Below are 14,009 nucleotides of genomic sequence, written 5' to 3' on the forward strand. Positions count from 1 at the left end.
CGATGAACTCCAGCGCCCGCCCCACGTTCGATCCCCGGGACCCGCTGGGTATCGACGACGAGCTCAGCACCGAGCAAGTGGCCATCCGGGACAGCGTGCGCGCGTTGTGCCGCGACCACGTGACGCCGTACGTGGCCGACTGGTTCGAACGCGGGGAAATGCCCACCGTCCGCGAGCTCGCGCGTGAGCTCGGCAAGCTCGGTGTTCTCGGCATGCATCTGCACGGCTACGGCTGCGCCGGTATGTCCGCGGTCGACTACGGCGTGGCCTGCGAGGAACTCGAGTCGTGCGACTCGGGCCTGCGCTCACTGGTGTCGGTGCAGGGCTCGTTGGCGATGTTCGCGATCTGGCGCTGGGGCTCGGAAGAGCACAAGCAGCAGTGGCTGCCGAGGATGGCCGCGGGTGAGGCGATCGGGTGCTTCGGTCTGACCGAACCCGACCACGGCTCCGACCCGGCCGCGATGCGGACCTTCGCGCGCAGGGACGGATCGGACTGGGTGCTCACCGGGCGCAAGATGTGGATCACCAACGGGACGGTGGCCGATGTCGCCGTGGTCTGGGCGCGGACCGACGAGGGAGTACGTGGCTTCGTGGTTCCCACCGACGCTCGCGGCTTCTCGGCACCGGAGATCACCAGGAAGATGTCGCTGCGCGCTTCGGTGACCAGCGAACTCGTGCTCGACGAGGTCAGGCTGCCCGCAGCGGCGGTGCTGCCGGAGTCCGAAGGGCTGCGCGGCCCGTTGAGCTGCCTCAACGAGGCGCGATACGGGATCGTGTGGGGGGCCAACGGAGCGGCGCGTAGCTGCCTGGAGACGGCGCTGGAGTACTCCACCGACCGCCAGCAGTTCGGCAGGCCGATCGGTGGTTTCCAGCTCACCCAGTCCAAGCTCGCCGATATGGCGGTGCGCGTGCACAACGGCCGGTTGCTGGCGCTGCACCTCGGCCGCCGCAAGGACGCCGGAACCCTGCTGCCGCAGCAGGTGAGCTTCGGCAAGCTGGACAACGTCCGTGGGGCGCTGGAGGTCGCCCGCACCGCTCGCACCGTGCTGGGTGCCGGGGGAATCTCGCTGGAGTACCCGGTGATCCGGCACATGACCAACCTGGAGTCGGTGCGCACCTACGAGGGCACCGACGAGATGCACGCGCTGACCATCGGCCAGGCCATGACGGGGCTCTCGGCGTTCCGCGACTGAGTCGGTGAACCACGGGACGCGAGAGGAGGGGCATGTCGGCGGTGACTTCGGCCGACCGTGAGCAGCGCGGTCAGGTGGGTAGCGCCCGGGTGCTGGTGTCGGTGGCGGCCGTGGTCACCGTGGGCGTCCTGCCCGTGTTCCTGCTCGGCGGTCTCGGTGTTCAGTTGCAGGCCGAGTGGGGATTCGGCGCGATCGTGCTCGGGCTCGGAACGGCCGGTTTCTTCGCGGTGGCGGCCCTGTCCTCGCGGGGGATGGGATGGGTGGCGGAGCGCCTCGGGGCCACTCGAGCCATGCGGGTCGCCGTGGCGGGAAGTTCGCTGTGCCTGCTCGGTCTGGCGGCCGCGCGGCATCCCACCTGGCTGATCACCGTGCTCTGGGCCGCGGGGATGCCCAACGCCCTGGCTCAGCCCGCTTCGAACCTGCTGATCGCCGAGCGGATCCCGGAGAACAGGCGGGGCACGGCCTTCGGGGTGAAGCAGGCGGCGATCCCCACCGCCATTCTGCTGTCGGGATTGGCGGTACCGGCGGTGGCGTTGACGATCGGGTGGCGCTGGGCGTTCTGCGCGGCCGTTCCGTTCGGAGTGGCCTCTGCTCTGTCGGTGCCGCGGTTGCCTCGGCTCGAAAGTCGCGCCGCGGCGGACTCCGGTGACTCGGGGACGCGGTCGGGACTGCGGGCACTGCTGTTGATCGCGGTGGCCGGTGGACTGGGTTCGGCGGCGGCCAACGCGCTCGGGACTTTCGTGACCACCACGGCGGTCCAAGTCGGATTCGGACCCGCCGCTGCCGGACTGGTGTTGTCGTCGGGTTCGGCCGTCGGGGTGGTCGTCCGGGTGCTCGTGGGTGTCGCGGCCGACCGGAAAGGCCCGGACCCGTTGCTGATGATCACGGTGATGCTGCTGGTCGGCTCATTCGGATACGCCATGATGGCGCTGGACGTGCCGATCCCGTTCGTGGTCGGGGCGATGGTCGGGTTCGGCTCCGGATGGGCGTGGCCGGGGCTGCTCAACTTCGCCGTCGCCCGGTTGCATCCGGGCCGGGTCGCCAGCGCCACGTCGATCTCCCAGACGGGGGTCTACATCGGTGGCAGTGCCGGCCCGCTGCTTTTCGGACTGCTGGCCCAGTACGCCGGTATACAGCTCGCTTGGCTGGGGGCCGGGGTCGTGGCCGTGCTGGCCAGTCTGCTGCTGTTGCTTGCCCGCGAGTGATCCGAGCGAGTGTGCGGAGAGGGTTCTCCACACCTTGGGGTGCTTCTTGTGGGCGAGTCCTCCGTGCAGGATCGGGTAACGCGGTGCCGTCGTGGTCGATTCCGGGTCCGGCCGCCATCGGGTCAGTGCTCCCGTGCCCGGCAGGAGAAGCTCGAAGTCACCGAACAGCGCGTCGATCCGGTCGCTGCCGCGAGGGAAGAGCGGGTCCGCGCTCTCGGCGTAGAGCTCGTCGAGGACGTGCATGTGTTCCGGGGACATGCTGGCCGTGACGTGGGAGATCACCACGTGGCTGTCGGGGGCCAGTGCCTGCTGATACGTGTCCACCAGGGACAGCGGGTCGTCCTCGTCGGGGATGTGGTGCAGTACCGCCGAGAACAGCAGGGCGATCGGTCGGTCCAGGTCGAGCTGTTCCGCGGCAGCGCGCAGCACGGAGTCCGGCTCCCGCAGGTCGGCCAGCACGATCTCGGCGCGTGGCTCCTCGGTCAGCAACCGGCTGCTGTGCATCACCGTCAGCGGTTCGTTGTCCACGTAGAGCACTCGGAAGTCGTTGGTTCGGCGCTCGGCGATGTCGTGGACGTGGCCGATGGTCGGAGTCCCGGACCCGATGTCGAGGAACTGCCGGATACCTCGACTGATCAGGTACTCGACCGTACGTCGCAGGAACGCCCGGTTCTCCCGGTAGCTTTCGGTGATTCCGGGAAGCGCTTCCTCGGCCCGCTCGACGAAACGTCGCTCGACGCCGAAGTTGTGGTTACCACCGAGGAACGCGTCGTAGATACGAGCGGCGCACGGTGATTCGAGATCCAGTTCGCGCGCGGATAGCCGTTTCCGCTTGGCCATGCCGTACTCCGCCTCTTTCGTTCCTTCGCGGCTCGCCATCGATGCATCACGGTAAGAACGCATCGTGATAAGACGATGACACAGTGTGCGACCCTCACGGATCACGAGAGTGATTCACATCACTGTTCGGGCTATGTCGCTCGGTTGCGTCGACCCGCTGTCGACTACATGATCCGAGGCGGATCAATCATCGAAGGAGGTGTTCATGAGCACGGATGTTCGCGGGATCGTGGCAGCGGGCAAAGGTGAGCCGGTCGAAGTGACCACCGTCAGGGTTCCCGATCCGGGACCGGGCGAAGCTCTGGTGCGCGTGCAGGCGTGCGGTGTGTGCCACACCGACCTGCACTATCGCGAGGGCGGGGTGAGTGACGACTTTCCGTTCCTGCTCGGGCACGAGGCGGCCGGTGTGGTCGAGCAGGTGGGTGCGGGGGTCGACGACCTTCGGGCGGGCGACTTCGTGGTGTTGAACTGGCGCGCGGTCTGTGGTGTTTGCAGGGCGTGCAAGCGCGGCGAGCCGCAGTACTGCTTCGACACGCACAACGCGGCTCAACCGATGACATTGACCGATGGCACCGAACTGTCGCCGGCGCTGGGCATCGGAGCGTTCGTCGAGAAGACTTTGGTGCACTCCGGACAGTGCACCAAAGTGGACTCGTCGGCCAGGCCCGCCGTGGTCGGTCTGCTGGGATGCGGGGTCATGGCCGGGATCGGCGCCGCGGTCAACACGGGTGCCGCCGGACTGAACGACACGGTGGCGGTCATCGGATGTGGCGGAGTGGGCGACGGTTCCATCGCCGGTGCCGCGATGGTCGGTGCTCGGCGGGTCATCGCCGTGGACACCGATCCGAGGAAGCTGGAGTGGGCTCGGCAGTTCGGCGCCACGCACACCATCAACGCCGCCGAGACCGACACCATCGAGGGAATTCGCGAGCTCACCGACGGCAACGGTGCGGATCTGGTCGTCGAGGCCGTCGGTCGTCCCGAGACTTACGAACAGGCCTTCTACGCTCGTGATCTCGCCGGGACCGTGGTGCTGGTGGGGGTGCCCACGCCGGATATGCGGCTCGAACTGCCGCTGTTGGACGTCTTCGCCCGGGGCGGTGCGCTGAAGTCGAGTTGGTACGGTGACTGCTTGCCCAGCCGCGACTTTCCGATGTTGGTGGAGCTCTACCAGCAGGGTCGCCTGCCGCTGGAGAAGTTCGTCACCGAGGAGATCTCGTTGGACGAGGTGGAAAGCGCCTTCGACAAGATGCATCACGGCGATGTGCTGCGTTCGGTGGTGATGCTGTGATGGCCGCGCGTATCGATCACACGACGACCTCGGGAACCTTCTCGCTGGACGGGCAAACCCACGAGGTGGACAACAACGTCTGGATCCTCGGCGACGACCGGGAGTGCGTCGTCATCGACGCTCCCCACGACGCGGCCGAGATCCGACGCCTGGTCGGTGACCGCCAGGTGCTGGCCATCCTGGCCACACATGCTCACGACGATCACGTTCGGGTGGCGCCGGAGCTGGCCGAAGCCGTCGGTGCGCCGATCTTCCTGCATCCCGACGACCTGGTGCTGTGGCGCATGACCCACCCCGACACGGCACCCGACCGCGAGCTCGCCGACCATCAGGTGATCGGCGTGGCCGGAACCGGCCTGCAGGTGCTGCACACACCGGGACACGCACCCGGAGCGGTGTGCCTGCACGCGACGGATCTCGGCGTGGTGTTCACCGGAGACACCCTGTTCGCCGGTGGCCCCGGTGCGACCGGACGCTCCTACTCGGACTACTCCGTGATCGTGGACTCCATCAGGCAGCGGTTGTTCAGCCTGCCCGAGCAGACGGTGGTTCACCCCGGGCACGGCCCCGACACCACCATCGCCGCCGAGAAAGCGGTGCTCATCGGCACTGGGAGCGAGTAAGCACGGTCGACGTCGCGATCCGCGTTCGCTGATCGTTCGCGGTCCCGCGATGTGACGTACGGCCGGTCAATTCGGATGATGGGTGCGGCCCGCGTGGGGAGACACGCATACTGCACGCCGTGTCGAACACGGCTGTTTCCCGAGCCTTCCTGATCGATCTGGGGCTGGTGTCGGCCTTCGCCGGCTCACACCTGCTGGTCCTCGTTCTCGGGCCGCACGCACCCGGCACGCTGTGGTGGTGGCCGTTGCTGCTCAGCGTCCCCGCGACAGCCACCCTGCTCGTCAGGCGGTACCTGCCCTGGAGCGGGCTGGTGGTGCTGCTGGCGGTGACGATCGGCTTCACCTGGTTGACCGTTCCTGTCGGGCTGCTGAACCTCGCCATCCTGGTGGCGGTCTACTCCGTCTGCCTGCGCACGGGGTTGGCCGGTGCCGTGGGCGCCGCAGCGCTGGCGATGCTGTGGCCCGCGCTGCGGGTGCCGGCGATGGAAGTGGGCGAGGCCGTCTTCGAGATCGTGGGCTCGGTGGTCAACCTCGTCATGGTCGTGGGCTGGGGGCGTGCGATGCGGATGAAGCACCGTCAGGCCGACCAGTTGACGCAGACGATCGCCCTGCTGGACCGCACGCGTGATCAGTTGGCCACGGAGGCCGCGACGGTGGAGCGGTCGCGGATCGCCCGCGAGTTCCACGACATCGTCTCGCACAACCTCTCCGTGGTCGCGTTGCGAACGGGCGTGGCGCGTTCCCTGGTGGACCGGGACCCGGAACACGCGCGGCAGACGCTGGGGGAGCTGGAACGGACTTCGCGCACGGCGCTGGACGAGATGCGGCATTTGCTGGGCGTGCTGCGGGAGCCCGCCGAGACCGTGCGAGCGGACTCCGCACCCGATCCGACCGACACGGACAGCCGATCGGCTCCGGGACTGCACCAGGTGGACGAACTGATCGAGTCGGTGCGGGGCACCGGTGTGGTGTGGCGGATCGATCGTCGTGGCGTGCCCCGTGATCTCGGTGCCGCGGTGGGGATGACGGCTTACCGCATCGTGCAGGAAGCCGTGACGAACGTGCTCAAACACGCCGCTTCCGGGAATGCGCGCGTTCTGCTGGAATACGGCAGCACCACGGTGCGGATCGAGGTCACCAACCACGTCACCGATCCGTGCGGTGCGGCGGGGACGCAGCGGGGAACCGCGGAGGAGCACGACTCCCACTCCACCGGACACGGTCTGATCGGACTGCGTGAGCGGGTCGGTTTGCTCGGGGGGACGCTGACGGCGCATCCTGTTGCGAAAGGTTTTCACTTGTCAGCCGTGCTACCGTTCCCGGAAACTTCGGACCCTGGTGCGAACTGAGGAGGTCCGGCGATGGTCGATCCCGTCAGTAGCGTGCTCGTCGCGGACGATCAGGCGATGATCCGTGGTGGTCTGGTGGCGTTGCTGTCCGCGGAGCCGGATCTGCGCGTGTTGGCCGAGGTGGCCGATGGCCAGGCCGCGGTGGCCGCGGTGCGGCGCCGTCGTCCCGACGTGGTGCTGATGGACGTACGGATGCCGGGCACGGACGGAATAGCCGCCGCGCGCGAGATCATCACCGAGACCGGTGGACGGACATCGGTGATCATGCTGACCGTCCACGATCACGACGAGTACGTCTACGCCGCCCTGCGTGCCGGGGCCAGCGGCTTCCTGCTCAAGGACGCACCACCGGAAGAACTGGTCAAGGCCGTGCGCACGGTGGCGTCGGGAGAAGCGCTGCTGGCGCCGAGCGTGACCCGCAGGCTCCTGCGCCGCTTCGCGGCCCTGGGAACGCGGGACTGCGCCAGCGAACTGGCGGCGCTGACGGACCGGGAACGCGACGTGCTGCTGGAGGTGGCGCGTGGTGGCTCCAACGCCGACATCGCCCGGACTCTCGGCCTGGCCGAGCTGACGGTGAAATCGCACCTGTACCACGTGATGCAGAAGCTGCACCTGAGTTCGCGGACCCAGCTCGTGATCACCGCTTACGAGACCGGACTCGTCTGTCCCGGACAGGACAATGCGGCCGTCGAGGCGGTCGGTACTCGGGCGGCACGCTCCGAATCGGCGTGATCCCTTCCGCCTCCGTCGTAAGTGGGCGTCGGCACTCCACCTTCGTGGGTGTTCGCGAAAGTCGTGCGGGCCTAGATTCGCGTCGTCTCACTCGAAGGTGGTCCGCAGGCAACCGCGCGTATTCCCTTGAGGTTCACCCGGGCGAGCAGTTCGTCTCGCTCCGTTCGCCCCCCGACCGGGGCGGGACGAGCCCGGCTCGCGGGCTGGTGTAATGCTCGTATGAGTTCCTCGACGGATTTTCGGGTGGGTCTGATCGGCTACGGCCCGGCGGGTGCCGTCTTCCACGCGCCCCTGATCGCCGCGGCGCGGGGACTGCGGCTGAACACGATCGTGACCGCGAACCCGCAACGGCGACAACAAGCCCTCGAGGACCATCCCGGGGTGCTCGTCGAGACGGATTCGGCGAAGCTGTTCGAGCGTGCGGGGGAGCTGGATCTCGTCGTGGTCGCCACTCCCAACAGTACGCACGACGCACTCGCCTCGGCGGCGCTGGAAGCGGGGCTGCCGGTCGTGGTGGACAAGCCGCTGACTCCCACGGCCGAGCGAGGCCGTGCTCTGATCGAACAGGCCCGGCGGCGCGGGTTGCTGTTGTCGGTGTTCCAGAACCGCCGTTGGGACAACGACGTACTCACCGTGAGCCGGCTCCTCGACGAGGGACGACTGGGGGATGTCCACCGCTTCGAGTCGCGGTTCCAGCGATGGGTACCCACTCCCAAGGACACCTGGCGCGACCGGGGCGCACCGGGCGAAGGGGGAGGAGTGCTCTACGACCTGGGCAGCCACCTCGTCGACCAGGCGCTGCGGCTGTTCGGCCCGGTCCGTTCGGTGTACGCCGAACTCGACGAGCGCAGGCCCGGTGTCGAGGTCGACGACGACTCGTTCCTGGCGCTGACTCACCTCAACGGTGTTCGCTCCCACCTGTGGATGAGCAAGCTCGCGGCTCAGAGCGGACCGCGCTTTCGGGTGCTGGGCAACCGGGCCGCCTACACCAAGCACGGATTCGACCCCCAGGAAGCCGCTCTCCGCTCAGGCAGGAGGCCCGGCGAATCCGGTTGGGGAGTCGAATCGGAGCAGCAGTGGGGACGCCTGGGCGACGGCGAGCACGATCGTGCGATTCCCACGGAGAACGGTTGTTATCCCGCCTTCTACGAAGCTCTCGCACGGGCACTGCGCGACGGTACGGCTCCGCCCGTGGATCCCACCGAGGTCGTCACGGGGTTGGAGATCATCGAGGCGGCGCGGAAGTCCTCCGCGGAGGCCGCTGTCGTGACGTTGGCACCGGAGACGGCGACTCCTCGGTAGACCCCGCGCGGGGATCACCACCGGTCCGGCTGAGGTCTGGTGGACGGTTCCGGGCGAGTTCCGGTCCCGGGACGATGGGTTCCCCCGGGGCCGGGACGCGGGCGCCGTGTGGACGGCGTGGCCCCGGACGTGTCGCGTGGCCGGGCGACACGGATGTAGAGCGCCTGCAGAGCCAGCAGTATCGCACCGAGCAGCAAAGCGCCGAAGAACATCGTCGCGGCCGTGGGTACCGTGTCGAACCGCCACAGCGCGGCGGTCAGTCCGCACGCGCCACCGATGGCGGCAGCCAGTATGTGAAAGATCAGGTGGGCGGTGTAGCCACGCACGGTACGACACCTCCTTCCGGGCTACGAACGGCTGGCGCACGCTCGCGTGCTTCGCACGGTTGCCCGTGGGGCCGGTGACACCGTGACCGGCGACCGACACCGGCCTCCGGCCTTGGTGCTGCTGGTCGATGGTAGTACCAAGTACGGTCTGCTCGCCCGCTTGGGGAAGTATTTGGTTACTACGGGTGTCTTCATCTGGGGCTGTCGCGGAAGTGGTGTCCCCCAATCGTGGCTAGTGGCGGGCTGAATCCGGCGTTCACGGTTCGGCCGGGCTTAGGCTGACACGCACGGACCGAGCAACCCGACGAGGTCGTGCTCGGCTTTCGGGCAGGCGGGAACTCGCAGGGTCGGATGCGGGCCGCCTGGCCAGAACCGTTCGGGGGTGGAGCTTGTGAATACACTCGTCGTGTTCGCGCTGGTAGCACCGATTGGTCTCGGTACGATCCTGGGGTCGTCGTTGCTGCTGTGCTGGCTGGAAAGTCGAATGATCGGTGATCGCCGCCGAACCTCCGTTCGGCGGCGTGGTGGCCGGAAGGGACCGAGCGCCGAGCTGCCGAGGGGAGCGCCCACTTAGGAACCCCGCCCCCGGGAGGGGGCACGGGCGAACAGTGGTGGCGCGGGACGGCACGGTTACTCGGTTCGGAAGTCGGCGAAGTCGAAGCCGGGGGAGACCACGCAGCTCACGAGTGCTTCCTCGGAGGCCTCGGCCGTGGCCGCCTGCCAGGTTCCCGCCGGAACCACCGCCTGCGGGAGCTGCCCGGCTTCCAGGTCCGGTCCCACGGTGACGTGAACGGGTTGTTCGTGCGGTTGTGGACCGTCACCGCCGTAGGTGAGCGTCACCGGCCCGCCCCGATGCCACAGCCACAGCTCGTCGGAGGCCACGGTGTGCCAGGCGGAACTGCGCCCCGCCGGTAGCAGGAAGTGGATCGCCGTCGCGGACGGACGGTCCTGCTGCTTGTCGGGGTGGGACACGGCGACCTCGCTGCACCACGTGCGGCGATACCAGCCTCCCTCGGGGTGGGGAAGCAGATCGAGTTCCTCGGCCGTGTCGCCACGCTGCTCCAGATCGAGATAGCGTCCCGCGACATCGCGGCGTGCGTAGTACACGCCGGCCACAGCGCGACGGTCGATCGGTCCGTACAGGTGTGGAAACAGCGTTTCCGCCGAGACACCTTCCGGAGGGGTCGGAGCGGGTGGTTCCCAGTGCACCGCGGCGGACAGCTTCGCCGCGTCGATTTCCACGGCGACCATGGGGCCCTCGCGGTCGCGGTGGATCGTGTTGGCCACGGCCAGCGTGGTCTCCAGGTCGGGAGACAGGTGCACGAACCCTTCGCTCTCCAGCGTCGGTGACCCGATCGGGGCGTCCGGGGCGGCCCGGTAGGTGCTCAGCGGCAGCAGGTGAAACAGGGGCGATGTGTTCACCGGGACAGTCTCGCGCACCTCGTTTCGCCGGCTGCATAGGATCGCCCCACCAGGAAGTCGCTTCCGAAAGCGGCGCCGAGGAGACGAGGAGGCCCGATGTCCGTTCGGATCGCGGTACTCGACGATTACCAACACGTCGCGCGTGAGTACGCGGACTGGTCCGCGCTGCCGGCCGATGCCGAGATCACTGCCTTCGACGAGCACATCGCCGACGAGAGCGAACTCGTGCGCAGACTGGAACCGTTCGAGGTCGTCGCGGCGATGCGCGAGCGCACCCCGTTTCCGCGCCGCGTGCTGGAAGCGCTGCCCAAGCTGAAACTGCTGGTGACCACGGGCATGAGCAACGCGTCCATCGACATGGAGGCAGCCGGCCGGCTCGGCATCACCGTCTCGGGAACGGGTAACAGCAGTTCCTCCCCGGCGGCGACGACGGAACTGACCTGGGGGCTGATCCTGGCCCTCACCCGTGCCGTCCCGGCCGAGGACCGCAGGATTCGCGAGGGCGGCTGGCAGCACACGATCGGGATGGGGCTGAGCGGCCGCACCCTCGGCCTCGTCGGACTCGGGAGGCTCGGTACCCAGGTCGCGAACCTGGGCCGGGCCTTCGGCATGGACACGATCGCCTGGAGCCAGCACCTCACCGCCGAGACCGCCGAGGCCGCGGGAGTGAAAGCGGTCGGCAAACGGGAGCTGTTCGCCACCGCCGATGTGATCAGCATCCATGTGCGGCTCAGCGACCGGACGCGCGGCCTCGTCGGTGCCGAGGAGATCGGACTGATGAGCCGGGACGCTTACCTGGTCAACACTTCGCGGGGTCCGATCGTCGACGAGGCCGCGCTGCGGGACGCGCTGTGGCGGGGACGTATCGCCGGGGCCGGAATCGACGTGTTCGAGCGCGAGCCGTTGCCCGCCGACGACCCGTGGCGAAGCGTGCCCCGGACCGTGCTCACCCCGCACATCGGATACGTCACGGCCCCGACCTACGAGACCTTCTACACCGAAACCGTCGAGGACATCCTGGCGCACCTGGCAGGAGCCCCCGTCCGCGTGCTCAATTGAGTCAGGTCTCGTCCACGAGGTGCCGGATTCGTTCGATGAGCCGGGTGCGCTCGCCGGGGCTGCTCGCCAACGGGGTGACGTTGAGCGTGCCCACGCCGGACTCCTTCAACGCGGCCAGACGCTCGCGAACGTGGCCCTCCGAGCCGATCAGGGCGGTCTTGACCAGCAGGTCCCTGGGAACCTGGGCGGCGGCTTCGTCCTTCTTGCCGTCCAGGTAGAGGTCCTGGATCGTGGCCGCCTCCTCCTCGTAGCCGTAACGCCGGGCCAGGTTGTTGTAGAAGTTGCGCTGCTTGGAGCCCATACCGCCGATGTAGAGCGCCAGCATCGGGCGCATCGCGTCCAGCAGGCTCTCGGCGTCGATGTCGTCACCGATGGCCAGCGGAACCTGGACGACGGTTTCCAGCTCGGGCAACGACTCGTCCCGCTTGGCCCTGCCCTCGGCCAGTGACTCGCCCCAGACCTCGTGGGCCTTCTCCGGCACGTAGAAGATCGGTTCCCATGCCTCGGCGATCTCCGCGGTCATCGCGACGTTTTTCGGGCCGATCGCCGCGATCATGATCGGGATCCGCTCGCGGACCGGGTGATTGATCAGCTTCAGCGGCTTGCCGAGGCCGGTGCCCTGGTCCTCGGGCAGCGGGATCTGGAAGTGCTTGCCCTCGTGGGTGAGCTTCTCCCGGCGCCAGGCCTTGCGGCAGATGTCGACGATCTCGCGGGTCCGGCCCAGCGGGGCGTGGTAGGGCACACCGTGGAACCCTTCGATCACTTGTGGCCCGGAGGCACCGATCCCCAGGGTGAAGCGGCCGTCGGAGACGTAGTCGAGGCCGGCGGCTGTCATCGCGGTGGAGGTCGGGGTCCTGGTGTAGATCTGGAGGATGCCGGAAGCGATTTCCAGGCGCTCGGTGCGCGCTGCGATGAACCCCATCTGGCTGACCGCGTCGAAGGAGTACGCCTCCGGCACGTAGACGATGTCCAGCCCGGCCTTCTCGTGGGTGGCCAGTTCGTCGACCGTCTCCTTGAACCCCCCGCTGTAGTTCAGCGGCATTCCGATGCGCATGCTCGTCCTCTCCGTCGAAGCTGCCCGGCGGTCGCCCGTCACGAGGTGACCCGGTGCCGGGGACCAGAGGTTACCGCCGAGTACGGTCGTTCGGCAGTCCCCCGCGGTGATCGCGATGTGGGAAGTGACTCCCCCGGGGTGGAGAGGATGCCGATCCGATCTCGGGAAAGTAACGTGAGCGGGGTCCGTCGTCGGCAGGAAGGTCGCGCATCTTGGCACTGTTGGTGCACATACTGATCACCGCGGTAGCGGTCTGGGCCACCACCGCCCTCCCCGGGATCAGTTTGACGAGCGAGACCACAGGAACGCAGATCGCCACGCTCGTCGTCGTCGCCGTCGTCTTCGGCCTCGTCAACGCCGTGCTCAAGCCGATCGCCAAGACGCTGGGGTGCCTGTTCTACGTGCTGACTCTGGGACTGTTCGGCCTCGTGGTCAACGCACTGCTGTTCTGGCTGACCGGCTGGCTGGCCGAGCGGTTGGACCTGGCCTTCCAGGTCTCCGGGTTCTGGGCCGCCTTCTGGGGAGCGATCATCGTCACGATCGTCAGCGGTGTGCTGCACGGAATCGTGGATCGTACCCGCTCGACCGAGCGGGACTGAGCACCACGGCGTTCGCGGGAGGAATGGTTGAGTCACCGTCTCCGAGGCTTGCTTCCAGCACTGCTCGTGCTGTTTTCGGCCGCCTGCAGTCCGGGCGCCGTCGACCGTCCGAGACCACCGGCTCCGCCCGCTCCCAGCGTCGCCGATCCCCGCCCCGCACCCTCACCGCAGCTCCCCGGCGGGGGCAGGAGGATCCTGCCCGACCGCAGACTCGTGGGTTTTTCCGGTGCACCGGGCACGACGGCGCTGGGACCGCTGACCGGAAACCTGGATCGGGCCGCCCAGCGACTGAGCGAGCAGGCGAGGGCCTACGCCTCCGACCGTCCGGTACTGCCGACCTTCGAATTGCTCGCCACGCGGGCCACGTCGGCTCCGGGCCCGGACGGGAAGTACCGCAGTCGTGCCGGCGACGAAGTGGTCCGTCGGTATCTCGCCGCGGCACGGCGTGCCGGTGGCGTGCTGTTGCTGGGCATCCAGCCGGGACGCGCGGACTTCCTGGAGGAGGTGCGGTACTACCGGAAGTGGCTGACCGAGCCGGACGTCGGGCTCGCCCTGGATCCGGAGTGGGCTGTCGGTCCGAGCCAGGTGCCCGGCCAGACGTTCGGGAGTACGAGCGGACAGGAGCTGGAGGCGGTAGCCGACTACGCGGCGGGACTGGTGCGCGAGCACAACCTGCCGCAGAAGCCGCTCGTCTACCACCAGCTGGCGCCGGGAATCGTCCGCGACGAGCAGCTGCTGACCCCGCACCCGGGACTGGCACTGATCAAGTCGGTGGACGGTATCGGCTCACCGGCACTGAAGACCGACACCTGGAAGCAACTCACGAGCACCAAGCCGCCCTACGTGGCGGCCGGGTTCAAGTTGTTCTACGAGGAGGACACGAGCGGCGGTGGGCGGCTGATGAGCCCCGAGGAGGTACTCGGACTGCGTCCGGAGCCGAGCTACGTGCTCTACGAGTAGCCGGGGTGTCCGTTTCGTCACCGGAGCGGGCTTTCACGGGGTCCTCTTGCGGGG

13 protein-coding genes and 1 pseudogene are annotated in these 14,009 nt (G+C 68.2%); 10 read left to right on the forward strand and 4 right to left on the reverse strand.

Annotated elements, in window-relative coordinates:
- The first annotated feature begins 2 nt into the window (after window positions 1–2).
- The gene (locus tag FHX42_RS15045) at window positions 3–1,193 is read left to right on the forward strand and encodes an acyl-CoA dehydrogenase family protein (protein WP_182545023.1); all 1,191 of its coding nucleotides are present in this window, start codon (window positions 3–5) and stop codon (window positions 1,191–1,193) included.
- A gap of 32 nt (window positions 1,194–1,225) precedes the next feature.
- A complete protein-coding gene (locus FHX42_RS15050; RefSeq protein ID WP_182545024.1) occupies window positions 1,226–2,398 on the forward strand; it encodes an MFS transporter in 1,173 nt (390 codons plus the stop codon).
- Window positions 2,399–2,455: 57 nt separating this feature from the next.
- On the opposite strand, the pseudogene FHX42_RS15055 reads toward FHX42_RS15050, so the two are convergent.
- A pseudogene (locus tag FHX42_RS15055) lies at window positions 2,456–3,301 on the reverse strand (SAM-dependent methyltransferase); the annotation flags it as partial.
- Between the two features lie 142 nt (window positions 3,302–3,443).
- Here FHX42_RS15055 and FHX42_RS15060 point away from each other — a divergent pair.
- From FHX42_RS15060 to FHX42_RS15080, 5 genes are all read left to right on the forward strand, one after another.
- A complete protein-coding gene (locus FHX42_RS15060; protein ID WP_182545025.1) occupies window positions 3,444–4,529 on the forward strand; it encodes an S-(hydroxymethyl)mycothiol dehydrogenase in 1,086 nt (361 codons plus the stop codon).
- On the forward strand, window positions 4,529–5,152 hold the full coding sequence (locus FHX42_RS15065) for an MBL fold metallo-hydrolase (protein ID WP_182545026.1): 624 nt from the start codon (window positions 4,529–4,531) through the stop codon (window positions 5,150–5,152). Before FHX42_RS15060 ends, FHX42_RS15065 begins: the two co-directional genes overlap by 1 nt.
- A 119-nt stretch (window positions 5,153–5,271) precedes the next feature.
- Window positions 5,272–6,501: a sensor histidine kinase gene (locus tag FHX42_RS15070; RefSeq protein WP_182545027.1), complete on the forward strand. Its 1,230-nt coding sequence runs from the start codon at window positions 5,272–5,274 to the stop codon at window positions 6,499–6,501.
- Window positions 6,502–6,513: 12 nt separating this feature from the next.
- Complete coding sequence (locus FHX42_RS15075; RefSeq protein WP_182545028.1) at window positions 6,514–7,233, forward strand: response regulator; 720 nt, start codon at window positions 6,514–6,516, stop codon at window positions 7,231–7,233.
- A gap of 219 nt (window positions 7,234–7,452) precedes the next feature.
- On the forward strand, window positions 7,453–8,535 hold the full coding sequence (locus FHX42_RS15080; RefSeq protein WP_182545029.1) for a Gfo/Idh/MocA family oxidoreductase: 1,083 nt from the start codon (window positions 7,453–7,455) through the stop codon (window positions 8,533–8,535).
- 14 nt (window positions 8,536–8,549) lie between these two features.
- Here the strand turns inward: FHX42_RS15080 and FHX42_RS15085 are convergent, their stop codons facing one another.
- Window positions 8,550–8,861, reverse strand: coding sequence for a hypothetical protein (locus FHX42_RS15085; protein WP_182545030.1), 312 nt, complete (start codon window positions 8,859–8,861; stop codon window positions 8,550–8,552).
- 630 nt (window positions 8,862–9,491) lie between these two features.
- Window positions 9,492–10,283 carry a cupin domain-containing protein gene (locus FHX42_RS15090; RefSeq protein WP_182545031.1) on the reverse strand — a complete coding sequence of 264 codons (792 nt, stop codon included), beginning with the start codon at window positions 10,281–10,283 and terminating at the stop codon, window positions 9,492–9,494.
- Window positions 10,284–10,379: 96 nt separating this feature from the next.
- Here FHX42_RS15090 and FHX42_RS15095 point away from each other — a divergent pair, with 96 nt between their 5' ends.
- A complete protein-coding gene (locus tag FHX42_RS15095) occupies window positions 10,380–11,342 on the forward strand; it encodes a D-2-hydroxyacid dehydrogenase family protein (protein ID WP_182545032.1) in 963 nt (320 codons plus the stop codon).
- 1 nt (window position 11,343) lies between these two features.
- Here the strand turns inward: FHX42_RS15095 and FHX42_RS15100 are convergent, their stop codons facing one another.
- Window positions 11,344–12,396 carry an LLM class F420-dependent oxidoreductase gene (locus FHX42_RS15100; RefSeq protein ID WP_182545033.1) on the reverse strand — a complete coding sequence of 351 codons (1,053 nt, stop codon included), beginning with the start codon at window positions 12,394–12,396 and terminating at the stop codon, window positions 11,344–11,346.
- A 212-nt stretch (window positions 12,397–12,608) separates the two neighbouring features.
- Between FHX42_RS15100 and FHX42_RS15105 the strand changes: the two genes are divergently transcribed.
- Window positions 12,609–12,995, forward strand: a complete 387-nt coding sequence (locus FHX42_RS15105) for a phage holin family protein (protein WP_182545034.1) — start codon at window positions 12,609–12,611, stop codon at window positions 12,993–12,995.
- A 213-nt stretch (window positions 12,996–13,208) separates the two neighbouring features.
- Window positions 13,209–13,955 (forward strand): hypothetical protein, encoded by a 747-nt coding sequence (locus tag FHX42_RS15110; protein ID WP_182545035.1) that lies wholly within the window; start codon window positions 13,209–13,211, stop codon window positions 13,953–13,955.
- The last annotated feature ends 54 nt before the right edge of the window (window positions 13,956–14,009 follow it).

The organism is Halosaccharopolyspora lacisalsi (assembly GCF_014137975.1).
Classification (GTDB): Bacteria; Actinomycetota; Actinomycetes; order Mycobacteriales; family Pseudonocardiaceae; genus Halosaccharopolyspora; species Halosaccharopolyspora lacisalsi.

What these genes read in the sequence shown, in the direction of transcription:
- FHX42_RS15045 (WP_182545023.1), top strand. Translation starts at nt 3, where the DNA reads ATGAACTCCAGCGCCCGCCCCACGTTCGATCCCCGGGACCCGCTGGGT.
- FHX42_RS15050 (WP_182545024.1), top strand. Translation starts at nt 1,226, where the DNA reads ATGTCGGCGGTGACTTCGGCCGACCGTGAGCAGCGCGGTCAGGTGGGT.
- FHX42_RS15060 (WP_182545025.1), top strand. Translation starts at nt 3,444, where the DNA reads ATGAGCACGGATGTTCGCGGGATCGTGGCAGCGGGCAAAGGTGAGCCG.
- FHX42_RS15065 (WP_182545026.1), top strand. Translation starts at nt 4,529, where the DNA reads ATGGCCGCGCGTATCGATCACACGACGACCTCGGGAACCTTCTCGCTG.
- FHX42_RS15075 (WP_182545028.1), top strand. Translation starts at nt 6,514, where the DNA reads ATGGTCGATCCCGTCAGTAGCGTGCTCGTCGCGGACGATCAGGCGATG.
- FHX42_RS15080 (WP_182545029.1), top strand. Translation starts at nt 7,453, where the DNA reads ATGAGTTCCTCGACGGATTTTCGGGTGGGTCTGATCGGCTACGGCCCG.
- FHX42_RS15095 (WP_182545032.1), top strand. Translation starts at nt 10,380, where the DNA reads ATGTCCGTTCGGATCGCGGTACTCGACGATTACCAACACGTCGCGCGT.
- FHX42_RS15100 (WP_182545033.1), bottom strand. Translation starts at nt 12,396, where the DNA reads ATGCGCATCGGAATGCCGCTGAACTACAGCGGGGGGTTCAAGGAGACG.